Origin of the sequence: Paenarthrobacter sp. 4246 (assembly GCF_040546855.1) — a bacterium.
Taxonomy (GTDB): Bacteria; Actinomycetota; Actinomycetes; order Actinomycetales; family Micrococcaceae; genus Arthrobacter.
The window spans coordinates 164,986-186,874 of sequence record NZ_JBEPOP010000006.1; the positions used below are offsets into that span (position 1 = coordinate 164,986).

19 protein-coding genes, 2 tRNA genes and 1 pseudogene are annotated in these 21,889 nt (G+C 61.6%); 9 read left to right on the top strand and 13 right to left on the bottom strand.

Annotation, left to right across the window (positions count from 1 at the left end; genetic code table 11):
• Positions 1 to 24 precede the first annotated feature (24 nt).
• The 6 genes from ABIE35_RS12990 to ABIE35_RS13015 all read left to right on the top strand — a co-directional run bounded on the left by ABIE35_RS12990 (position 25) and on the right by ABIE35_RS13015 (position 4,529).
• Positions 25 to 534 (top strand): methylated-DNA--[protein]-cysteine S-methyltransferase, encoded by a 510-nt coding sequence (locus tag ABIE35_RS12990; protein WP_354515469.1) that lies wholly within the window; start codon positions 25 to 27, stop codon positions 532 to 534.
• The gene (locus tag ABIE35_RS12995; protein WP_354515471.1) at positions 534 to 1,064 is read left to right on the top strand and encodes an RNA polymerase sigma factor; all 531 of its coding nucleotides are present in this window, start codon (positions 534 to 536) and stop codon (positions 1,062 to 1,064) included. Before ABIE35_RS12990 ends, ABIE35_RS12995 begins: the two co-directional genes overlap by 1 nt.
• A complete protein-coding gene (locus tag ABIE35_RS13000; protein ID WP_354515472.1) occupies positions 1,061 to 1,690 on the top strand; it encodes a methylated-DNA--[protein]-cysteine S-methyltransferase in 630 nt (209 codons plus the stop codon). The genes ABIE35_RS12995 and ABIE35_RS13000 overlap by 4 nt, the downstream gene beginning before the upstream one ends.
• Entirely contained in the window at positions 1,687 to 2,403 is a 717-nt protein-coding gene (locus tag ABIE35_RS13005; protein WP_354515474.1) for an alpha-ketoglutarate-dependent dioxygenase AlkB family protein, read from the top strand. The genes ABIE35_RS13000 and ABIE35_RS13005 overlap by 4 nt, the downstream gene beginning before the upstream one ends.
• 93 nt (positions 2,404 to 2,496) lie before the next feature.
• Positions 2,497 to 3,096, top strand: coding sequence for a DNA-3-methyladenine glycosylase I (locus ABIE35_RS13010; RefSeq protein ID WP_354515475.1), 600 nt, complete (start codon positions 2,497 to 2,499; stop codon positions 3,094 to 3,096).
• Between the two features lie 812 nt (positions 3,097 to 3,908).
• On the top strand, positions 3,909 to 4,529 hold the full coding sequence (locus ABIE35_RS13015; protein ID WP_354515477.1) for a GyrI-like domain-containing protein: 621 nt from the start codon (positions 3,909 to 3,911) through the stop codon (positions 4,527 to 4,529).
• 46 nt (positions 4,530 to 4,575) lie between these two features.
• Here ABIE35_RS13015 and ABIE35_RS13020 read toward each other — a convergent pair whose 3' ends face one another.
• Both ABIE35_RS13020 and ABIE35_RS13025 read right to left on the bottom strand, forming a co-directional pair.
• Positions 4,576 to 5,430 carry a rhomboid family intramembrane serine protease gene (locus tag ABIE35_RS13020; RefSeq protein ID WP_354515478.1) on the bottom strand — a complete coding sequence of 285 codons (855 nt, stop codon included), beginning with the start codon at positions 5,428 to 5,430 and terminating at the stop codon, positions 4,576 to 4,578.
• 21 nt (positions 5,431 to 5,451) lie between these two features.
• Positions 5,452 to 5,994: a peptidylprolyl isomerase gene (locus tag ABIE35_RS13025; protein ID WP_026541003.1), complete on the bottom strand. Its 543-nt coding sequence runs from the start codon at positions 5,992 to 5,994 to the stop codon at positions 5,452 to 5,454.
• A 153-nt stretch (positions 5,995 to 6,147) separates the two neighbouring features.
• On the opposite strand from ABIE35_RS13025, the gene ABIE35_RS13030 reads away from it, so the two are divergent.
• Complete coding sequence (locus tag ABIE35_RS13030) at positions 6,148 to 7,116, top strand: hypothetical protein (protein WP_354515480.1); 969 nt, start codon at positions 6,148 to 6,150, stop codon at positions 7,114 to 7,116.
• Between the two features lie 143 nt (positions 7,117 to 7,259).
• Positions 7,260 to 8,135 carry a glycosyltransferase family 2 protein gene (locus ABIE35_RS13035; protein ID WP_354515482.1) on the top strand — a complete coding sequence of 292 codons (876 nt, stop codon included), beginning with the start codon at positions 7,260 to 7,262 and terminating at the stop codon, positions 8,133 to 8,135.
• A 38-nt stretch (positions 8,136 to 8,173) separates the two neighbouring features.
• On the opposite strand, the gene ABIE35_RS13040 is transcribed toward ABIE35_RS13035, so the two are convergent.
• Positions 8,174 to 9,082 (bottom strand): DMT family transporter, encoded by a 909-nt coding sequence (locus ABIE35_RS13040; RefSeq protein WP_354515484.1) that lies wholly within the window; start codon positions 9,080 to 9,082, stop codon positions 8,174 to 8,176.
• 118 nt (positions 9,083 to 9,200) lie between these two features.
• Between ABIE35_RS13040 and ABIE35_RS13045 the strand changes: the two genes are divergently transcribed.
• A complete protein-coding gene (locus ABIE35_RS13045; RefSeq protein WP_354515486.1) occupies positions 9,201 to 11,192 on the top strand; it encodes a beta-N-acetylglucosaminidase domain-containing protein in 1,992 nt (663 codons plus the stop codon).
• Positions 11,193 to 11,374: 182 nt separating this feature from the next.
• Here ABIE35_RS13045 and ABIE35_RS13050 read toward each other — a convergent pair.
• From ABIE35_RS13050 to dnaN, 10 genes and pseudogenes are all read right to left on the bottom strand, one after another.
• Positions 11,375 to 11,450 (bottom strand) — tRNA-Ala (locus ABIE35_RS13050).
• Between the two features lie 70 nt (positions 11,451 to 11,520).
• On the bottom strand, positions 11,521 to 11,640 hold the full coding sequence (locus ABIE35_RS13055) for a DLW-39 family protein (RefSeq protein ID WP_232481486.1): 120 nt from the start codon (positions 11,638 to 11,640) through the stop codon (positions 11,521 to 11,523).
• A 47-nt stretch (positions 11,641 to 11,687) separates the two neighbouring features.
• A tRNA-Ile gene (locus tag ABIE35_RS13060) sits at positions 11,688 to 11,761 on the bottom strand.
• A 113-nt stretch (positions 11,762 to 11,874) separates the two neighbouring features.
• Positions 11,875 to 12,576, bottom strand: coding sequence for a DUF3566 domain-containing protein (locus tag ABIE35_RS13065; RefSeq protein WP_207595587.1), 702 nt, complete (start codon positions 12,574 to 12,576; stop codon positions 11,875 to 11,877).
• Positions 12,573 to 15,242 (bottom strand): DNA gyrase subunit A, encoded by a 2,670-nt coding sequence (gyrA, locus tag ABIE35_RS13070; RefSeq protein WP_207595586.1) that lies wholly within the window; start codon positions 15,240 to 15,242, stop codon positions 12,573 to 12,575. The genes ABIE35_RS13065 and gyrA overlap by 4 nt, the downstream gene beginning before the upstream one ends.
• Before the next feature lie 63 nt (positions 15,243 to 15,305).
• Positions 15,306 to 17,384, bottom strand: a complete 2,079-nt coding sequence (gene gyrB / locus ABIE35_RS13075) for a DNA topoisomerase (ATP-hydrolyzing) subunit B (protein WP_089593052.1) — start codon at positions 17,382 to 17,384, stop codon at positions 15,306 to 15,308.
• A 338-nt stretch (positions 17,385 to 17,722) separates the two neighbouring features.
• A complete protein-coding gene (locus tag ABIE35_RS13080; RefSeq protein ID WP_354515489.1) occupies positions 17,723 to 18,277 on the bottom strand; it encodes a DciA family protein in 555 nt (184 codons plus the stop codon).
• Positions 18,264 to 19,457: a DNA replication/repair protein RecF gene (gene recF, locus ABIE35_RS13085; protein WP_354515491.1), complete on the bottom strand. Its 1,194-nt coding sequence runs from the start codon at positions 19,455 to 19,457 to the stop codon at positions 18,264 to 18,266. The genes ABIE35_RS13080 and recF overlap by 14 nt, the downstream gene beginning before the upstream one ends.
• Before the next feature lie 23 nt (positions 19,458 to 19,480).
• A pseudogene (gene gnd, locus ABIE35_RS13090) lies at positions 19,481 to 20,395 on the bottom strand (phosphogluconate dehydrogenase (NAD(+)-dependent, decarboxylating)); the annotation flags it as partial.
• A gap of 11 nt (positions 20,396 to 20,406) precedes the next feature.
• Entirely contained in the window at positions 20,407 to 21,531 is a 1,125-nt protein-coding gene (gene dnaN / locus ABIE35_RS13095; protein ID WP_089593048.1) for a DNA polymerase III subunit beta, read from the bottom strand.
• Positions 21,532 to 21,889 lie beyond the last annotated feature (358 nt).

The following is a 21,889-nucleotide window of genomic DNA, read 5'->3' on the forward strand; positions in this document are numbered from 1 at the left end:
CGTGCCCGTGGACGTCTACAAGATATGAGCATCCGGCACACCACCATGGATTCCCCCTTAGGGCAGTTGACGCTGACTGCCCGCGGGGAATTTCTGACGGGCATCTTCTACGAGGGCCACTGGCATATGCCTCCGCCCGACTACTTCGGGGTTCCTGTGGAGCTCGAAGATCCTGTGTTCGCCCGGACCCGGCACGAACTGGACGAGTATCTGGGTGGCCACCGCACCGTTTTTGGCGTACCGCATGAGGCACACGGTAATCCGTTTCAGGAGAAGGTCTGGACGCGGCTCCAAGATATCCCTTTCGGAGAAACCGTCAGTTACGGCGAGTTGGCCGCTGAGTTGGGCGATCCTCATCTGGCCCAGGCCGTGGGCTCCGCGGTCGGCCGCAATCCCATCAGCATCATCATTCCGTGCCACCGCGTGGTGGGAGGCAAGGGTCAACTGACCGGCTACGCCGGTGGCCTCCGGAATAAACGCTTCCTGCTTGAACTGGAAGAACCGGCGGCTGTGAAAGAAGGAAAGCTTTTCTGATGGGGCTTCGGCAAGCGATCAGCAAGAAACCCTTCGAATCGGTAGTGCACGAACAGGGCGCCACCGTCCTCCGGGTGTGCCGTGCGGTCCTGGGCGTTCACGACGCCGACGACGCCTGGTCCGATACCTTCCTCGCTGCCCTCCAGGCTTATCCTGACCTCCCGCACGACGCCAACGTGCAGGCCTGGCTGGTCACCATAGCCCACCGAAAATGCGTCGACCACCTGCGGGCCGGCAACCGTCGGGCCCTCCCGGTGGATTCCCCGCCCGAGCATGCTTCGCACCTTGGCATTCCCGGTGGGGACCACGCCGAGTTACTGGACGCGGTGACGCATCTTCCACCCAAGCAACGGCAGGCCGTTGCGTATCACTACCTGGCTGGACTTCCCTATAAGGACGTAGCCGCACTCCTGGGAGGTACTCCTGAGGCTGCGCGACGCGCAGGGTCGGACGGCGTCAAAGCACTCCGCAGCGTGCTGGCTGACCTTCCGGCTCTGGCACATTCACTTCCGAAGGGAGAAATCCGATGACCCTTGAATCAAGCCCTGACCACGCGGACGTACTGTCACTCCTGGAACCCCTCGACTCCGGCCTGGAACCCGCCCTTACGAGCCTGCGCGCCCGGCTTGCCCGCGATGCCCAACTGACCCACACCCTGGACGTGGCTTACAGAGTGGTGGATTCCCCTGTGGGGAAACTCCTCTTGGCTGCCACTGACCGGGGAATCGTTCGTGTGGCCTTTGAGGTGGAAAACCACGCCGAAGTCCTGCAGCGCTTGTCCGACACCATCAGCCCCCGCATTCTTCAGGCACCGGCACGGTTGGACGCTGCTGCGCGGCAACTCGAGGAGTATTTTGGCGGCACCCGGACGGAGTTCGATCTCACCGTGGACTTCCGCCTGTCCCGCGGGTTCCGGCTGAATGTGCTGCAGCACCTGCCCCGGATTGCCTACGGTCGCACCGAAAGCTACGCGGACGTTGCTTTGGCTGCGGGCAGCCCCAATGCGGTCCGGGCTGTCGGAACTGCCTGTGCCACCAATCCGCTTCCCGTCATCATCCCTTGCCATCGGGTAGTGAAATCGGATGGCAGCTTTGGCGGCTACCTCGGGGGACCGGAGGCAAAACGCGCGCTGCTGGCTTTGGAGGCAGCGGCGTGAGCGATGACGCCCTGTTTCCCTTGGAGCTGGTTCAGCCGGAAACACACGACGCCGGACCCCGGCTGATTGCCTCGGGTGCCGTCCATATTCCTGGCTGGCTCACCCCGGAACAGCAGCGGTGGATCGTCGCACGTTTCGGGGAATGGACCCACGGTCCGGTTCCCCTGCGTGCTGCGACTCTGCCTGGCGGGCACCAGATGTCGGTGCGAACCGTATGTCTGGGCTGGCATTGGCAACCGTACAAATACACGCGCGAAGCCACCGACGTCAACGGGCGTCCCGTGCTCGATTTCCCGGACTGGATGGTTCGTTTGGGACGGAAGGCTCTTGCGGATGCCTATGCGTCCGGAGCCGATCCGGAGGGGTCACTGGCAGATCTTGCCTCGGACTACACGCCCGACGCCGCGCTGGTGAACTTCTACGACGACGGCGCAGCAATGGGTATGCATCAGGACAAAGATGAACGCTCCGGGGCTCCCGTAGTGTCCCTCAGCATCGGCGAATCATGCCTCTTCCGCTTCGGCAACACCGAGACCCGGACCAAGCCGTATACGGATGTGGAACTCCGCTCCGGAGACCTGTTTGTCTTCGGTGGGCCATCCAGGTTTGCCTATCACGGCATTCCCAAGGTCTTTCCCGGCACGGCTCCCGATGATTGCGGCCTGTCGCATGGGCGGATCAACATCACCATGAGGGTAACTGGAATGTCCTGAAGCGATGAATGTCGGAGCCACCCGGCAGAATATCCCCAGACGCCACAACAACTGGCCGCGGGTTCCAGGAGCCCCGGCCGCGGAGGAGCATGGATGAGCCCGGACAACGGCACCGTCATCGGCGAGGACGGGCTTGCGCGCCCCCTGTGGGCTGCATCGGACCCGCTCATGCAGGCTTACTACGATCACGAGTGGGGAATGCCTGTGCGCGATGAGCAGGGCATGTACGAACGCATCAGCCTGGAAGCCTTCCAAGCGGGCCTGTCATGGGCCACCATTCTCCGGAAACGGGAAGCATTCCGGGCTGCGTTCTTGGACTTCCATCCGGAGAGCGTCGCAGCCTTCACAGATGAGGACGTCGAACGGCTGATGCTGGATGCGGGGATTGTCCGAAACCGCCTCAAGATCCGTGCAGCCATCACCAATGCCAAGGCCACTATTGCCCTTCGCGATGAAGGGGGGCTGGTGGACTTTGTGTGGTCATTCCAGCCACAGACCACCCCGGCACCGCGCACCTATGCGGATATTCCCACAACATCCCCTGAGTCAGTCGCGCTCTCCAAGGCACTTCGGAAGAAGGGCTTCGCTTTTGTTGGGCCCACCACCATGTACGCCCTCATGGAAGCAATCGGCATGATTGACACCCACCTGCTGGACAGCCATCGCCGTGGGTCGTCGGGAGTATGGGCCTGATCCATCGGCTCAGTGTGGGCGTGACTCCGTGGTGCGGCGATCCCCAACCCTTGTCCACAGAAGTGCGCAACTTTATCCACAGGCGTGGATAAACTCTGTGGACATCCACGGAAATTGGCCATGGATCGTTGGGCTGGCGCCAATTTTGGCCACATTCCCGGGTAAGAACAGTTTTACCCACTGTGTACTGGGCTGTGGATAGTGCCCTAAGTTTCACCGAATGTTCAACATCGTAGGATTGCCGGATTTGCCCTGGGTTGATTCGGGGCACATCGGCGGCCCGTCGGGTCCGGCGTTCCACAGACACACTCCCCTGTTGAGCACGCGGCAGGTACCAAGGTGGCCAGGAAGTTACCCACTTAATAACAGCCAGCTGCTCACAAGTTATCCACAGGTGGGGAAAACTTGTGGGTTTCTCAGCGGAAATCCCCACGATGCCGGGACTCAGGGCACTCCGGATGCCCTGAACTACACGTGTGTAAGTTATTAACAATGTTGATAAGCCTGTTGATACTCGGAGCTGTGGGACGTAAATAACAGGGTTGTCCACAGCGGGCCCCAAATGTCTGCGTTTGTCCACATCTACAAGGCTAACGGGGACAAAGTTATCCACAGGTGTGGAGAAATTCATGCCTTTCGGGGGATATCTGCCGATCTGACGGCCCCAACGACCGGAAGAGGGGCTAACTACACGTATGTAAGTTACACACAGTGTGGATAACAGCTGTGGATAACGCCGGGGATAGCCAGCATTGCCGCTGGGCGTGGCGGAGTACATCGATGCGTTCTGGCCTTGCGCGTACCGTGGTGGGATGAAGAGCGACTTCAAGAAACTGATCCGCACCTACAGCGCCAAGCACGGCGAGTTCTCGGTAGTGACAGTCCCGCCGCTGCAGTTCCTGATGATTGACGGCCACGGAGACCCCAACAGCGCCCAGGCCTACAAGGACGCTCTGACCACGCTGTATCCGGTGGCCTACAAGCTGAAGTTCTTCAGTAAGAACCAGCTGGACAAGGATTACGGTGTGATGCCCTTGGAGGCCCTCTGGTGGGCCGATGACATGGAGTCCTTCACCAGCGCCAGGGACAAGTCACAGTGGGACTGGTCGCTGATGAACCTGATCCCGGAGTGGATCACGCATGAGCATTTTGATGCAGCACGCGAGGTGGTGGCCAAAAAGGGGCAGGCCCCGGCCCTGGAGGCGCTCCGATTGGAGACGTTGGAGGAAGGCATGAGCGTGCAGACGCTCCACATTGGGTCCTACGATGACGAGGCACCCGTGCTTGAGGAGATGCACAACAGTTTCATTCCCGGTCAATCACTGGCTATGACCGGCAAGCATCATGAAATCTATCTCGGCGATCCGCGCCGCACCGTACCGGAGAAGCTCAAGACCATCCTGCGGCAGCCAGTGATGCCGGTTGCAGGCTAAATAAGGGCAGGCCAACCGCGGACAGGGAAACTATGCTGACGGTCGGCTATCCGGCAGTGACGCGGAACCACGTGACTACGGCCAACAGGCCAGCCACCAGGATTAGCCCGCCGGCCTGCAGCAGGGCTTGGTTCTTGCCCTTTGGTGCGTAGGCGATAACGGCAGCGGCCAGGCCGCCGGTGATCAAGCCACCCAGGTGCGCTTGCCACGCGATGCTGGGAACGAAGAAACCGATGGCTCCATTGATGGCGATCAGGACCCAGAGCTGCTTGGTTTCACCGCCACGGTGACGTTGCACCACCAGCATGACGCCAAAGAGTCCGAAGATGGCCCCGGACGCACCCACAACGGCAACGGGCGGAAACATCGGGGTCAGGGCCAGGTAGCCCACTGATCCGCCGACGGCAGAGATCAAATACAGAGCGAGGAACCGGATGCGCCCGAGCAAAGGCTCAAGGGCTTGTCCGAAGATCCACAGCGTGTACATGTTCAGGACGATATGAAGCAGGAACCCCTGCGAATGCAGGAAGGCCGCGGTGAGCATGCGCCACGGTTGGCTGTCGGCGAAAATATTCGCGAAAGCAAAGTTCTGGAAGACCGCATCCCGGGGCACGATCCACTGAAGGACAAAGATCAACAGGCACAGGCCAATGATCACGAACGTCACCAAGGGCTTGCCCACAGCCAAGGCGCCGCCGTACGGCGACCGGTAGACCGGCGTCGTACGTTTTTGTTCGTTGACGCAGTCAACGCACTGGAACCCGACGGCAGCCGCCCGCTGGCACTCGGGGCACGCAGGGCGCCCACAGCGCTGGCACCGCACATAGGAGGGCCTGTCCGGGTGCCTCGGGCACACCGGAATATCAGCGGACGGCTCTGCCGACGGGATTCCGTAACTCATGAGCTCAGGTTCAGAGTCTGACTAGAGCTGTTCGATGTCGATGCTGTTGATGACGACGTCCTCAACGGGGCGGTCGCCCATGCCGGTGCGGACGGCCTCAATGGAATCCACAACCTTGCGGGATTCCTCATCCGTGACCTCGCCGAAGATGCTGTGCTTGCCGAACAGCCAATCGGTGTTCACGGTGGTGATGAAGAACTGTGACCCGTTGGTGCCCTTGCCCATCTGGATACCGGCGTTGGCCATGGCCAGCTTGTACGGCGCGTTGAAGGTCAGTTCCGGGTGGATTTCGTCGTCGAACTGGTAGCCCGGTCCGCCAACGCCGCGGCCCAGGGGATCTCCACCCTGGATCATGAAATCCTTGATGATGCGGTGGAAGATGGTGCCGTCGTACAGCGGCGTCCCGGTCTTGTCTTCGCCCGTTTCGGGGTGGTTCCAGGACTTTTCGCCCGTGGCCAAGCCAATGAAGTTGGCGACCGTCTTGGGCGCGTGGTTGCCGAAGAGGTCAACCTTGATGTCGCCGAGGGTCGTGTGGATCGTTGCTTTTGCGGTTGCGATGGTCATGGCCCCATTCTTCCATGCAGGGTCAACGCCGTTGCAGTTGTAAAGCCGGTTCCGCGCTCGGTGAAATCCGGGACGAATCGGGCAGATGAATAGCCGGTGTTCCACAAGCGACGTAGGCTAGCAACAAACGAGCATGTGTATCGGGAGGTAGTTGTGAAGAAATCAGACCGTATTGCCCGCGACCTCGAACAATCCGTTGTGGCAGGTGTGGACAACGCCCGCGACTGGGCAGCACCCCGCGTGGAAGCCGCCGTCAACTGGGCTGTTCCGCGTATCCAGCACGGCATTGATACCGCTTCCCCCAAGATCCAAGAGGGGCTGAAGTCCGCTGCGCACAACCTCGCCGACGGCGTTGCTGTTGTTACGCCGCGGATTCAGGATGGATTGGCGCACCTCGCGCCGAAGATCCATGACGTAGTGGAGGACGCAACGCCCAGGATCCAGGAGACGCTCAACAAAGCTACTCCGGCTCTCGGCCACGCGCGGGACAAAGTGGTGGATGAGTACCTGCCCAAGCTGTCCGAGCAATTGGGCCAGGCTTCGGTAGCCGTTCACCACGCGCTGGAGAACGCGCCGGCCCAGGTTGACGCCGTAGCGCAGAAGCTGGTTGATTCCGGCGTTGTGCACAGCGTCCAGGAGCAGGCGCAGGCCACTGGCAAGCAGATCAAGGCAGTGACCGACCAGGCCACCAAGGCCGTTTCCACTGCTTTGGTGAAGGAACAGCCTAAGCCTAAGAAGCGCGGCTGGCTGATCGTGACTGTTATTGCCGCGGCCGCTGCCGCCGGCGTTGCCGCATGGAAGGCTTCCAAGCCGGTGGAGGATCCGTGGAAGACACCTTCCCCGGTCACCCCGACGCCCGCTCCGGTTCCGGCTGCCCCGGCTTCGGCTGACGCCTCAGCATCAGCAACGGCTGCCGCAGCGACTGAATCCGGCACCAAGGACATCACGCCGGAGGAAGCCGCAGCTGAGGCAGAGCAGGCCACCAAGGATGCTTTCCAGAACGTGGAAGACTCCTCCGCGAAGGTGGCAACCGACGCCAAGACTGCAGTCAAGAACATCGCTGCCAGCTTGCACAAGGACACTGACGGCTCGGACTCCGATGCCAAAGGTGTACAGAACTAAGCAGTGACATGTGGCCCCGGGCAGGGGCCGGCACGTCGAGCAACTGAAGGGATCCCGCTCATTGCCGGGATCCCTTCAGTGTTTGCCGGCTTGTAACCAAAGCCTCCGTCCGGGGCACTGCCTCGAGTGTTAGATTTGGTGTGATGTCAGCCGATAGACCCTCTGCGGGTGCCCTTCAGGATGGTCCGGTGCCCCCGGGCGTGTCCATCGTCATCCCGGCGTATAACGAGGAAAGCGTCATTCGCCAGTGCCTCATCGCGGCCATCTACCAGTCCGTGCCGGCTGACGAAATCATTGTGGTGGACAACCTCTCCACGGACCGCACAGCCAAGATCGTGCGCCAGATGCAGCAGGAATACCCGGAAAGCCCCATCATTCTCCTGCGCCAGGAAGCCTCCCAGGGCCTGATCCCTACCCGGAACCACGGCCTGAACAGCGCCACGGGCGAGGTAGTGGGACGCATCGATGCAGATTCCGTCCTGGAACCTGACTGGGTTGAACAAGTCCAAAAGGCATTCACGGACCCGTCGATTGCTGCGGCAACGGGTCCGGTGGTCTATTACGACATGCCCATGCGTCGCTTCGGCCTCAAGGCGGACGACAAAATGCGCCAGCTCATGTTGCGCTTGGCCAAGCACCAGTACCATTTCCTCTTCGGCTCCAACATGGCCCTTCGCCGCACCGCCTGGGAGACCATCCGCGACGAAGCGTGCCTTGATCCCAAGGATGAGATGCACGAGGACATTGATCTGTCCCTGCACCTCTTCGAGCACGACCTCAAAGTGCAGTACATTCCCCAGATGGTGTCCGGCATGTCTGCCCGCCGCCTGGAGGATTCACCCCGCGATTACCGCTACTACGTGCAGCGCTTCGACCGGACGTACAAGGCCCACAACGTCAAAAAGATGGCCTTGAAAGCGCCCATGGTGGTGTTCTTCTCGGTGTATTTCCCGGCTAAGATTCTCCGGGCCATCCACACGGCCAACGCCGCACAGGGCGCCCGCCGCGGTGGCGTCTAGGCGCGCAGCGCCTATTACAAGCGCCCGACGGCGGATCCTCAGTCCGTGCCCAACTCAGCTTCGCGTCGATCTGCTGCTGGGCGTCCCCGCCGCTGCCCGGCAACAACCACGGCCAGGCCAGCCAGGATCAGTGCCAAGCCCGCATAGGTCCCGGCCGGCAAGGTCTCAGACAGGAAGACGGCAGCCAGGATGGCAGCGCCCGGAATCTCCAGCAGGATGATCATGGACACCAGCAGCGGACTCATCGTGGCCAGCAAGTGGTTGAACGCCGTGTGCCCTACCAGCTGCGCGCAAACGGTGATGGCAATAATGCCAAGCCAGCCGCCGGCGTCGAACCCTGTCAATGGCTGGGCGCTGAACAGTGCCAGCACCGCCACGATCGCTGCGCACATGCCGTAGCAGAGCGTGGTGTAGGTACCCGTTCCCATGGATTGGCGGGCCTTCCCGCCCGCAAGTGTATAGAGACCCGCCAGAGCGCCGCCGGCAATCGCCAACAAGTCTCCGAGCAGGGCCTCCGGCGAGGAACCCATATCGAACCCGGTAATGGCCACCACTCCGCCGAAAGCGATCCCCAGGCCCACCAGCACCGGCCAGCGATGCCGTGTGCCCCGGAACAGCTGGAAAACCGCGATCCACGCGGATTGCAGGCACACCAAGGCAGTGGCGGCCGCCACCGAGGTCAGTTCAAGGGCGGTGATGAAGCAAGCGAAGTGGAACGCCAGTGCAACGGCGGCAACAGTGGACCAGCCGAATTCCCGACGGGTGATCCTGCCGAATGCTCTCGGCTCGCGGACGGCCACCGGAGCTGCCATCACCACCGCACCGATCGCATTCCGCCAGAAAGCGATAGCCAGTGCCGTCACTGAGGTGGCTCCGAGGGTGCCCGCAATGAGCGGTCCGGAGGACGCAACACCCAGAACACCCAGGGCGGCAATGAGAAAGGTCACGGATCAACACTAGTGGGGTGGGGGAGCGTTCCAGCCCCTATCTGATGCTCCAACAGTGTGGTTGTCTTGACTCAGCATTCCCGTCATCCGGTGACGGCATACCCAAGGGGTTATCTGATTGAGCGAAGCACCCGTCAAGCGTCGGCGGTCAGTCCTGCTGCTGGTGGCGGCCGGAGTGCTCACAGCCGCCCTGATTATCGCTGGATGGGCCGCTGTTTCACGTGAACGTCCTGACGGAACCCCGGGAAACGGGGGAAACGGGACAGGTGTTCCAAGCATCTTCCCGGTACCCCAGCATGCCCGGACCGCAACCGGCGACCCTGTTCCGTTGACCGGTCATGTGTACGTGGTGGCACCCGCCGGAACCGATCAGGCCTCCACCGCCGCCGTGCAGGACCTCGTGACCGGTGCTGGGGGCACGGCCGAAGTCGTGACGCAGCTTTCCAACCCCCGCGACGGATCATCTGCCATCCACCTTGGCACCGGGTCCGCCATGGGTCCGGCACTCAAGGCTTTGAGCGTGGACGGCGACTCCTCCCTTCGTGATGCCCTTGGACGCGCTGAAGGCTATGCCATTGCTACCGGACAGCCTGACGGGGTTCCGACGGCGGTCCTCGCCGGACGTGATAACGACGGCGTCTTCCACGCCGTGCAGACCCTCCGGCAGTTGCTCAAGGCCGGCTCTGTGTCCCCGGTCCTGGTCAGTGACTGGCCGCTGATGCAAACCCGCGGCGTCATTGAGGGCTTCTATGGCACGCCGTGGTCCCACCAGGCCCGCCTGGATGTCATTGAATTTGCGGGCAGCCAAAAGATGAACACCTACATCTACTCACCCAAGGACGATCCTTTGTTGCGCGACAAGTGGCGCGAGCTGTACACCGAGCAGGAGCTCGAGGAGCTGCGGGAACTGATCGACGCTGCTGCCGCCAACCACGTCCGCTTCAGCTACGCCCTCTCGCCAGGGATCGACATTTGTTATTCGCGCGAGGCCGACCTTGAAGACGCGGTGGCGAAGCTTGAATCCCTGTATGCGCCGGGAGTGCGTTCGTTCGTGATTCCCCTGGATGACATCGCCACCAAAGTCCAATGCGCGGAAGACCTCCGGGAATTCGGCGCGGGGCAAGCAAACCTGGCGAAGGCACAGGCGTCCTTCCTTAACGACGTGAATGAAAAGTTCATCTCGGCCAAGGACGGGGTCCTCCCGTTGGAAACGGTCCCCACCTTCTATAACGGCTCACCGAGCACTCCGTACAAGCGCGAACTCGGTCAGGCGCTAAACCCCGGAATTGTGGTGCAGTGGACGGGTGAAGAAGTCGTCTCCCACCGGATTACCCGGAAGTCAGCTGAGACAGCGGGCCAGACCTACGGGACACCCGGCGCCTCCCGCAGCATAGTCATCTGGGATAACTATCCGGTCAACGACTTCTCCCAGGACCATCTCTTCCTGGCACCCGTCATCGGCAGGGACGCAGATCTGCACCGGTCCATCCAGGGCATCGTCACCAACCCAATGATCCAGCCCTATCTCTCCCTGCCCGCCATTTTCAACTACGCTGACCTCTCCTGGAACGGCCCCGCCTATGACGCCTCCCATTCCATGAATGCCGCGTTGGCCTTGCTCGCCGGGCCCGATCCTGAGGTCCAAGCTGCCGTACGGGCCTTCGTGGACCTGAATCAGGACTGGCAGGACGACGAACTCACCCCTTCCGCTCCAGAGTTGCGGCGCGATATTGACCAGTTCTGGGCGGAGTACGACGCCGGCACGCAACCCTCGGGGGCGTTGAGGGACCGCGCTGCGTTGCTTCAGCGTCTTCCCGGGCTCCTGCCACGGATGGCGGAGCCTGGTTTCGCACAGGACGGCTCTACGTGGGTTGCAGCGGCTGCTGAGTACGGACGAGGCGTGGAGGAGGCCATCACCATGCTGGAGGCGGACAAGCGAGCCGATACAGAGGCCGCAACCGCAGCACGGCTCAAAGTGCAGGGTGCCCTGAAGACTGCTGGGGCCAAGACACAGCCGACGTTGGAGCTGGGTGTGGTGACGCCCGTCTTGGGGAACAGCGAGCTGGCAGCGTTCCTTGAGCGAGCTTTGCAGCAGGTTCCGGCTGGCTGAGTTCCCCCTTGGTGCCGCGGGCATTCGTTGATGACACGCACATTCGCTGGTGCCGCCCGGAGATGCGTGGCGATGGTGGAAGCGCGTGGCGTGGGCGGGGTGGCGCCGGCCTTGTTGGGTGTTGGCAGCGTTACGGAGTTAAAAGCAAAAGTCCCGGTCATTTCTGACCGGGACTTTTCTTATGGTGGAGGCACGGGGACTCGAACCCCGAACCCCCTGCTTGCAAAGCAGGTGCGCTACCAATTGCGCCATGCCCCCATAAGAAGCAACCCGTCAATCATACCCCATGTCCCCGCTGGTATTTACCAGTTCAGACCGGGCTCCTCGGCTAGTCGACCGTGTCGGTTGACTTGCTCCAGACATCCTTCCGGGCTTCGGATTCCTGCGCCTTTTTATAGACCAGGAGACCTGCGACTGCCGCTGCTACAACTACAAGCAACTTCTTCACAAGTACCTCATTCCGGTTCAGTTTTACCTGAACCACTTTCGGTTCCGTGGGCGTACCAGGACTTGAACCTGGGACCTCTTCGTTATCAGCGAAGCGCTCTAACCGCCTGAGCTATACGCCCCGATGCCTCATCGGGCCGAGATATGACTGTACAGCACATCCCGGCCCGATCTCAAATCGAGGCATTTCCGTGCGGAAATTCTGCCAATTTCGGCGTATTTCCGCGGGTTTCTATTAGTCGTCGGTCAAAGTGACGCCGACGCCACCAACCAACGTTGCGGAAATGTTATACAGCACTGCGGAAAGCATGGAGAGTGCGGTCAGCAGGACCACGTTCACCACGGCAATGATGGTGGCGAAGGATGCCACCTGGCCGAGAGACGCGATCTTCTTCAGTTCGAATCCACTGCCTTCCGATCCCGCCAGGGTCCCCAGCAGGCTATCGACCTGATTGAAGATGCCTGTGAGATCCAACACAGTCCACAGCACGATGGCAGCCACCACTGTGACGATGCCCAACGCAACGGACAAGAGGAACGCCATCTTCAGGACAGACCAGGGATCCACCTTGCTGACCAGCAAACGAGCGCGGCGGACCTTGGCCTTGGGAGCAGGCTTCACCAAGCCGGGGGCACCCTGGGCGGGGCGCTGACCTGACTGGGCAGGGCGCTGTCCGGGCTGTGCCGGGCGTTGTCCGGGAGCGCCTGCAGGACGCTGGGTTGCCTGGGCCGGCCGTTGTCCGGGAGCCCCGGAGGGCCGCTGCGCGGAGTTGGTGCCAGTTGCTGGGCGTGCGCCAGCGGCGCCGGTTCCAGCAGCCCCGGTTCCTGGACGCTGTTGGGGCCGCGCAGGCGTTCCTGCTTGGGCGCTGCCCGAGGGCTGCCGGAGTCCGCCGGGGACACCTGTGCTCGGCTTGGGATATGAGTCGGAATTACTCACTCGTTACCTCCGGTGTTGTCTTCGTTCAGCTCCGCGCCCGTTTCGGTTTCCGGGTCTGCGTCGTTTTCCGTTTCGGCCGTCACGGTCGCCTCAGGGGCGCCGTCGTTTGCAGCCAACGTTACGTCATCGTCGAGTCCGTCTTCTGACTCTTCGACTTCCAAGCCGCGTTCGCTGTTGCGCGCAACCTCAATAATGCGGTCGTTCTTGTCCGGTTTGGCGAAGATGACACCCATGGTGTCACGGCCCTTGGCCGGCACGCCGGTGACAGCCGAGCGGACCACCTTGCCGCCCTCCATGACCACCAGGACTTCGTCCTCTTCCTGCACGATCAAGGCACCCACAAGGTCACCGCGGTCTTCGGCAAGCTTGGCAACCTTGATGCCCAGGCCGCCACGGCCCTGCAAGCGATATTCGTCCACGGCGGTCCGCTTGGCGTAGCCGCCCTCGGTCACGATGAAGACGAAGGAACCGTCCTGGACGACGTCTGCAGCAAGCAATTCGTCGTCTTCACGGAACTTCATACCGGTCACACCGGACGTAGCGCGGCCCATGGGACGCAGTGCGTCATCGGTGGCCGTGAAGCGGATGGACTGGCCCTTGCGTGAAACCAGGAGGAGGTCGTCGGTCTCGCTGACCAGCTGGGCGGAAACCAGCTCGTCCTCGTCGCGCAGGTTGATGGCGATGACGCCGGCCGTGCGGTTGGTGTCATAGTCTTCGAGCCTCGTCTTCTTAACCAGGCCGTTCTTGGTGGCGAGCACCAAGTAGGGGGCCTGCTGGTAGTCCCGGAGGTCCAGGACCTGGGCGATGTGCTCATCAGGCTGGAATGCCAGCAGGTTGGCCACGTGCTGGCCCTTGGCGTCACGACCCGCTTCTGCGAGCTCGTAGGCCTTGGCGCGGTAGACACGGCCCAGGTTGGTGAAGAACAGCAGCCAGTGGTGGGTGGTGGTGACGAAGAAGTGTTCCACGACATCGTCGCCACGCAGTTGGGCACCCTTGATGCCCTTGCCGCCGCGCTGCTGGGAACGGTAGTTGTCGCTGCGGGTGCGCTTGACGTAGCCGCCGCGCGTAATGGTGACAACCATTTCCTCTTCGGGGATCAAGTCCTCCATGGACATGTCGCCGTCGAAGCCCATCAGGATGTGCGTGCGGCGGTCATCGCCATGCTTGGCCACGATCTCCGCGAGTTCTTCGCTGATGATCTGGCGCTGCCGCTCCTCCGAAGCGAGGATCGAGTTGTATTCCTCGATCATCGACTCGAGCTCGGAGTGGCGGTCCTGGATCTTCTGTCGTTCCAGGGCGGCCAGTCGCCGCAGCTGCATGTCCAGGATGGCGCGGGCCTGGAGTTCGTCGATCTCGAGGAGCTCCATGAGGCCTTCACGGGCAGCCTCTGTGGTGTTGGACGCGCGGATGAGGGCAATGACCTCATCCAGCATGTCCAGTGCCTTGAGGAGCGCGCGCAGGATGTGCGCTTCTTCCTCGGCCTTGCGCAGGCGGTAACGGGTGCGGCGTGCAATGACGTCCATCTGGTGCGCAACCCAGTGACGGATGAAGGCGTCAAGGCTCAAGGTGCGCGGAACGCCGTCGACAATTGCCAGCATGTTCGCCGAGAAGTTGTCCTGCAACTGCGTGTGCTTGTAAAGGTTGTTCAGGACCACCTTGGCCACCGCATCGCGCTTGAGCACGATCACCAGGCGCTGTCCGGTACGGCCGGAGGTTTCATCGCGGAGGTCCGCAATGCCTGAAATCTTGCCGTCCTTGACCAGTTCGGCAATCTTGATGGCCAGGTTGTCCGGGTTGGCCTGGTACGGCAGCTCGGTCACCACCAGGCAGGTACGGCCCTGGAGTTCCTCGACGTTGACCACGGCGCGCATCGTGATGGAGCCGCGGCCGGTACGGTAGGCGTCTTCGATGCCCTTGTGGCCCAGGATGGTGGCACCCGTGGGGAAGTCGGGGCCCTTGATCCGCAGCAACAGAGCCTCAAGAAGCTCTTCCCGCGTGGCCGTGGGGTTCTCGAGAGCCCACTGCACGCCGTCGGCAACCTCGCGCAGGTTGTGCGGCGGAATGTTGGTGGCCATGCCGACGGCGATGCCGGAAGAGCCGTTGACCAGCAAGTTGGGGAAGCGCGCCGGCAGGATGGTGGGTTCCTGGTTCTTGCCGTCGTAGTTGTCCTGGAAGTCGACGGTTTCCTCGTCAATGTCCCGGACCATTTCCATGGCCAGCTGTGCCATCTTGGTCTCGGTGTACCGCGGTGCAGCAGCGCCATCGTTGCCCGGTGAACCGAAGTTGCCCTGGCCAAGTGCCAGCGGGTACCGCATGGTCCAGTCCTGGATCAGGCGCACCAAGGCATCGTAGATCGCCATGTCACCGTGCGGGTGATAGGTACCCATGACGTCGCCAACCACGCGGGCGCACTTGTTGAACGAGCGGTCGGGGCGGTAACCGCCGTCGAACATTGCGTACAAAACGCGGCGGTGCACGGGCTTCAGGCCATCGCGGACGTCCGGGAGGGCGCGGCCGACTATGACGGCCATGGCGTAGTCGAGGTAAGACCGCTGCATCTCTGTCTGCAGGTCCACCTGCTCCACGCGGTCGGTCAGCACATCGCCCTCAAGAACTACGTCGTCGGCAGTGGATTCCGCCGGGACTTCGGGAGTTTCGTCACTCATAATCTAAGGTTTCCGTTTCAGGTATATGTCAGTTCAAGAATATTCAGATGCCCTTGTGGAGCCCTAGATATCGAGGAACCTGACGTCCTTGGCGTTCTGCTGGATGAAGTTACGGCGCGATTCAACGTCCTCGCCCATCAGGACAGAGAAGGTCTGGTCGGCAGCCAGGGCATCATCCATGGTGACCTGCAGCAACGTGCGGCGATCCGGATCCATGGTGGTGTCCCACAGCTCGGTGTAATCCATCTCACCGAGACCCTTGTAGCGCTGGATGCCATTGTCCTTGGGGAGCCGCTTGTTCATGGAAGCACCCTTGCGGATGGTTTCATCACGTTCGCGGTCACTGTAAACGTAGTCGTGAGCCGCGTTGGACCACTTGATCCTGTACAGCGGCGGCTGGGCCAGGTAGACGTAGCCGTTTTCGATCAGCGGGCGCATGTAGCGGAACAACAGCGTCATCAGCAGGGTGGTGATGTGCTGGCCATCAACGTCAGCATCGGCCATCAAGACAATCTTGTGATAGCGCAACTTGGAAATATCGAAGTCTTCGCCAATGCCCGTTCCGAACGCGGTAATCATGGACTGAACTTCGGCGTTGCCGAGGGCCTTGTCCAGGCGGGCACGCTCGACATTCAGGATCTTGCCGCGCAGTGGCAGGATGGCCTGGGTTTCCGGGTTGCGGCCGCGCTTGGCCGAACCACCTGCGGAGTCACCCTCCACCAGGTAAACCTCGCAACGTGAAGGATCCTTGGACGAGCAGTCGGAAAGCTTGCCGGGCATTCCGAACGATTCCAGCGGGCTCTTCCGGCGGGCGTTATCGCGGGCTTTGCGTGCAGCCATGCGTGCCTGGGCAGCCGAGATAGCCTTGCGGATCACGTCACGGGCGGGGCCGGGGTTACGTTCAAGCCAGTCACCCAGTTGATCCGTGACAACCCGCTGGACAAAGCCTTTGACCTCGGAGTTGCCCAGCTTGGTCTTGGTCTGTCCTTCGAACTGTGGTTCGGAGAGCTTGACCGAAATAACGGCAGTCAGACCTTCACGGATGTCATCACCCGTGAGGTTGTCTTCCTTCTCCTTGATGATGCTCTTCTCCCGCGCGTACCGGTTGATGAGCGAGGTCATCGCGGCGCGGAAACCCTCTTCGTGCGTTCCACCCTCATGGGTGTTAATGGTGTTCGCGTAAGTGTGGACGCTCTCGGAGTACGCGGTGGTCCACTGCATGGCAACCTCGACGGCGATGTGCCGCTCGGTGTCCTCGGTTTCGAAAGCGATGACGTCCTCGTGGACAATCTCGACCTTCTTGTTCGAGTTCAGGTGCTTAACGTAGTCCAGCAGGCCGTCCGGGTACTGGTACACCACAGTGCGGTGTTCGGCGGCGACTTCGCCTTCGGTGGCAACGGCGTCGAGATCGAGATCATCATCACCGTCACGGGAAACCGGACGCTCATCGGTCAGCGTGATCCGCAGGCCCTTGTTGAGGAACGCCATCTGCTGGAAACGAGCCCGGAGGGTTTCAAAATCGAACTCGGTGGACTCGAAGATCGTGCCATCCGGGTAGAACGTCTGGGACGTTCCGGTAACGTCGGTGGCCTCACCCTTGACGAGTTCGCCCTGCGGTTTGCCGCCGTCGGCGAAGGTCATGCGCCATACGTGGCCCTGGCGGCGGACTTCCGTGTCCACACGGCGGGACAAGGCGTTCACCACGGAGATACCCACACCGTGGAGGCCGCCGGAAACAGCGTAGCCGCCGCCTCCGAACTTACCGCCGGCGTGAAGGATTGTCATGACCACTTCAACCGTCGGCTTGCCTTCGGTCGGGTGAATGTCCACGGGGATACCACGGCCATCATCCACAACACGAACGCCGCCGTCGGCGCGGAGGGTGATCTCGATGTGGCTGCAATAACCGGCCAGTGCCTCGTCAACAGAGTTGTCCACCACTTCATAGACCAAGTGGTGCAAGCCGCGGGGACCAGTGGATCCGATATACATACCGGGGCGTTTGCGCACCGCTTCGAGGCCCTCCAGCACGGTGATGTCGCTGGCACCGTACTCCCTGGGCGCCTCTGCGGGCGTGTCAGGCTTGGGAACAGTCTCCTCTTCGGGCTCTACTGCCAAGGTCTCTGCATTGTCGTTAGCCACAGGCGCTTTCGACTCCTCTGTACTCGATGTCGGCCGTTCCCGGTGGTGTCCGCGGCGAACCGCAGCCTTCAACGGGCACGTGACTGATTGCGCCGATTACTCCGACGAAGGGGGTCCCCAATGCCACAAGAGTGGATCCAGGACCCCAACGACGTTTCACCGGCGCTCAGTGATCTACGCCAATTCTATCGTGGAAACCCGCAAATCCTTGCAAATACGGGGGCAGCCGAGAGCTGAATATGGCCATAGGAGGGCGCTGGCCCTATCTGCAATGGCCCTACGGTGGTCCCGATGGGGGCCTATACGACTCCGGGGCGTTGAATCGCCCTGCACGCCGTTTAGCCGTAAGTATCTCGCGGGCCGCGACCGTTGACGCTGCGCCCGCCTTTTCGCCAACTTGGAGCCGATGGACCCAGAACCTGGATGCTCGTAACTACTCCTTCACCCAGTTCGTTGCGGAACATCTCCAGGAGACTCGAGCTGAGCAGGCGGAGCTGCGTCGCCCACGCCGTGGAATCGCAGCGGACGTGGAGCGTAGTGTCCGTGAAACTCTCCGGCGTGCAGTGGGCGGAAATATCCGTCCCAACAAGGGTTTCCCATTCCGCCATGACGGATCCAACAGCCACAGGGGACGTCCACCCGCGCTCAGCCACCAAACGGCCCACCACATTGCCGAGGCCCAAAGGATCCCGGCCGCTGCCATGGAATTTCGCGAAACCCCTGGTATCCCGGATTCCCTTGCGTTGGGGGGCAGATCCTGGTCGGGGCGCACGCTGCCGTACTTCGCCCCGCGCGGCCGCGGCTTCGCGCATACGGTTCAACGCCGCCTGGGCAGCATCAATCTCATCCGGATCGCGGCCGGGTTGAAGACCGTCGCGGCTATCCTTCGCCATCGATCCCTCCCGGAACAACGGTTACGCGCCGTCCGGCCAGCTCCTCGGGGATATCGGCATCGACGGCGGCAGTCACCAGCACTTGCTCGGCACCGCCCACTATTGCAGCCAGTTTACGCCGCCGCTGGACGTCCAACTCAGCGAAAACATCGTCCAGAATGAGGATCGGAGCCGTTCCACCCGTACGTGCGTCATCCAACATCACATAGTAGGAAGCAAGGCGCAAAGACAAGCACATGGACCAGGTTTCACCATGGGACGCATAGCCCTTGGCCGGAGCTTGGCCCAACACCAGTTCCAGTTCATCGCGGTGAGGACCCACCAGGGAGATGCCACGTTCCAGTTCCTTCTTCCGCGATGCTGCGAAAGCCTGGATGTAGCGTTCGGTGAGTTCATCTACGGACAGCAGCCGGAGGTCATCAACCGACGCCGAAGGTTCCGTACCGTGCTCGGCTGGACCGCCGTCGTCGTCCAAGACGCCTTGGATGGTTGAACGGTAGACCGCCCCCGCCTCTTTGGATCCATCCGTAAGCTGCGCATAGGCGCTGTTCAGATGGGGCCGCAAACGTTCCACCAGTTCCAGACGGGCGTGGAGCAGTTCGGCGCCGGCCCGGGCCATATGCTGGTCCCAAACGTCCAGTGTTGCCTCGTGACCTGCCGTGAATTTTCCCGCACGGGCTGATTTCAGGAGGGCGTTGCGCTGCTTCAGGACGCGGTCATAGTCGCTCCGCGTGGCAGCATGCCGCGGCACGAGGCTGACCAACAGCTCATCCAGGAAACGGCGGCGATTCGAGGGATCGCCCTTGACCAGTGCCAAGTCCTCCGGCGCAAACAACACCGTATGGCAGATCCCCAGGATGTCCCTGGCCCGCACCGGGTTTCCGCGGTTGATACGGCCCCGGTTGGCCCGCCCGGCGTTGATTTCCAGTTCGATGACCGTGGCTTGTTCCCCACGGACCAGCTTGGCCCGGATCATGGCGCGGTCCGCACCAAAACGCAGCAAAGGCGCATCCGTGCTGACGCGGTGGGAGCTCAACGTCGCCAAATATCCAATGGCTTCCATGAGGTTGGTCTTGCCGATTCCATTGGACCCTACCAAGACAGTCACACCCGGGCCGAGTTTCAGGTCAACCTGTGCGTAGCTGCGGAAATCCGTCAGCGAAAGATGTTCGAGGTACACGCCGTTTGCAGGACTCCTGCGGCCTAGTTGGCCGGACGGGTGGCGTGTCCGCCGAACTGGTGACGCAGGGCAGAAACCATCTTCATGGCTGGTGAATTGTCCTCGCGGGAAGCAAACCTGGCGAAAAGCGCAGCAGTGATGGCTGGTGCCGGCACTGCATTTGCGATCGCTTCCTCCACGGTCCAGCGGCCCTCGCCGGAATCCTCGACGTAATCGTCAATCGAAGCCAGGCCTGGATCTTCGTCCAACGCCTTGACCATGAGGTCCAGGAGCCAGGAGCGGACCACCGTCCCCTTTTGCCAAGCCCGGAAAGTACCCGGAAGGTCCTTCACGATGTCCTTGGCTGCCAGCAGTTCGTAGCCTTCGGCATAGGCCTGCATCAGACCATACTCGATGCCGTTGTGGACCATTTTCGCGTAATGGCCGGCGCCAACACCGCCAACGTGGACAAAGCTGTCAGCGCGTTCGCCTTCCGGGCGCAGGGCGTCGAATACCGGCATGGCGAGTTCGATGTCCTCATCGGCGCCGCCTGCCATCAGGCCGTAACCGTTCTCGAGGCCCCAGACACCTCCGGAAACACCACAATCGGCAAAACGAATGCCCTTTTCGGCAAGCGCCGCAGCGTGCTTCTGGTCTTCGGTGAAACGTGAGTTCCCGCCGTCGATCACCAAGTCTCCTGGGCTGAGCTTCTCACCCAGTTCGGTCACCACTGCATCGGTGATCGCGCCTGACGGCACCATGACCCACACCAGTCGCGGGCTGGGAAGTGCCGCGGTGAGTTCATCTACGGAAGCAACATCAGTGACGTCCGGATTGCGGTCGAAACCAGTGACCTCGATGCCGCCGTTCCGCATGCGCTGGCGCATGTTGAAACCCATTTTTCCGAGGCCGATCAGACCGATGTGCACAGTGTGAACTCTTTTCTGCGAGGGTGGCGGGTACGTTCCGGTTAGTTGGGAAGGCGGACCGGCATCACGAGGTAGCGGTAGTCGTCCTGGTCGTCGCCATCCGCCTCAGCCTGCGCCGTGATCATGGCCGGCTTGGGGGCGGTGGTGAAGGAGAAACGAACATATTTGGTCTCGATAACGCTCAGACCCTCAACGAGGTAGTGCGGGTTGAAGGCCACCGTGATGTCTTCGCCGGAAAGTTGTGCCTCGAGCTCTTCGGAAGCCTGTGCGTCCTCGCCGGTACCGGCGTCGAGGTTGAGCAGTCCTTGTGTGAAGGCGAGGCGGACCGGAGTGTTTCGCTCGGCCACGAGCGAAACACGGCGAACGGCCTCAACCAGTTCCTGGGTCTGAACCGTGGCGTGGATGGGCGTGGAATCCGGGAACAGTGAACGGATCTTGGGGTAGTCGCCATCCACCAGGAGTGATGTGGTGGTGCGTCCGCCACTCTCGAAGCCGATGAGCCGGCTGTCGTCGTCTGCAAGGGCGAGGTTGATGTCGCCACTGCCACCAAGGGTCTTGGCTACTTCGTTCAAGGTCTTGGACTTGACCAAAGCGCTGGTGGAAATCCCGGGAGTAACAGGCTTCCAAGGGACTTCGCGCATGGCGAGGCGGTAACGGTCGGTGGCAAGGAGCGTGATGAGGTCGTCCTCGATCTCCATGCGCACACCGGTCAGGATTGGGAGGGTGTCGTCCTTGCTGGCCGCAATAATTACCTGGGAAACAGCCTGGGCGAAAGCATCACCGGGCAATGTGCCGCTGATGGTGGGCAGTGCCGGGAGTGCCGGATACTCAGCCTCGGGCATGGTTGCCAAGTGGAAGCTGCTTCGGCGGCAAGTGAGGGTCACTTTGCTGCCATCAGTTTCCACTTCCACGGGAGCTGACGGAAGGCTGCGGCAGATATCTGCCAGCAAGCGACCCGAGACCAAAATGGTGCCCTCGACAGCAATATCTGCCGGAATTTCCAGGCGCGCCGAAGTCTCGTAGTCAAAGCTCGAGAGACTGACCGTTCCTGCCTCAGCTTTGAGGAGGAGGCCGGAGAGCACGGGTACTGGCGGCCGCGGAGACAACGATCGCGCGGTCCACGTAACGGCTTCTGCCAGGACGTCGCGGTCGACTCTGAACTTCACGGAGGGGTGCCGCCTTTCATTGCTGCTGCCAAGTAGTAGCTGCGGATTCCTGCGTGGAAGCCGCTAATTCTTTGCAATCCGGCACCGGAACCTGCATGGTCCGCACTCAGCGAACTACAAACAGACCCAAGGATGGGAGCGCTGCTGACAGCTTAGCCGGAAGATCCGCGATTAACCCATCCCCGTCGGGCCGGACCCTCCGTATGTGGACAGCCGCAGGCGGCCTTTGGGTCAGTCTGTGGTCTGCCCCCGGTGGGGCAGGAGGGCGGCAGAACGAGATTGTTATTTGAGGGATTTCAATTTTTTGGGATTCGTAGTGTTAATAACTGCTGTGGAAACTGTGGATAACCCGATCCTG

Coding starts and splice junctions, on each gene's coding strand:
- ABIE35_RS12990 (WP_354515469.1), top strand. CDS start 25: ATGAGCATCCGGCACACCACCATGGATTCCCCCTTAGGGCAGTTGACG.
- ABIE35_RS13020 (WP_354515478.1), bottom strand. CDS start 5,430: ATGAGTTACGGAATCCCGTCGGCAGAGCCGTCCGCTGATATTCCGGTG.
- ABIE35_RS13010 (WP_354515475.1), top strand. CDS start 2,497: ATGAGCCCGGACAACGGCACCGTCATCGGCGAGGACGGGCTTGCGCGC.
- ABIE35_RS12995 (WP_354515471.1), top strand. CDS start 534: ATGGGGCTTCGGCAAGCGATCAGCAAGAAACCCTTCGAATCGGTAGTG.
- ABIE35_RS13015 (WP_354515477.1), top strand. CDS start 3,909: ATGAAGAGCGACTTCAAGAAACTGATCCGCACCTACAGCGCCAAGCAC.
- gyrA (WP_207595586.1), bottom strand. CDS start 15,242: ATGAGTGACGAAACTCCCGAAGTCCCGGCGGAATCCACTGCCGACGAC.
- ABIE35_RS13000 (WP_354515472.1), top strand. CDS start 1,061: ATGACCCTTGAATCAAGCCCTGACCACGCGGACGTACTGTCACTCCTG.
- ABIE35_RS13080 (WP_354515489.1), bottom strand. CDS start 18,277: ATGGCGAAGGATAGCCGCGACGGTCTTCAACCCGGCCGCGATCCGGAT.
- ABIE35_RS13025 (WP_026541003.1), bottom strand. CDS start 5,994: ATGACCATCGCAACCGCAAAAGCAACGATCCACACGACCCTCGGCGAC.
- ABIE35_RS13035 (WP_354515482.1), top strand. CDS start 7,260: ATGTCAGCCGATAGACCCTCTGCGGGTGCCCTTCAGGATGGTCCGGTG.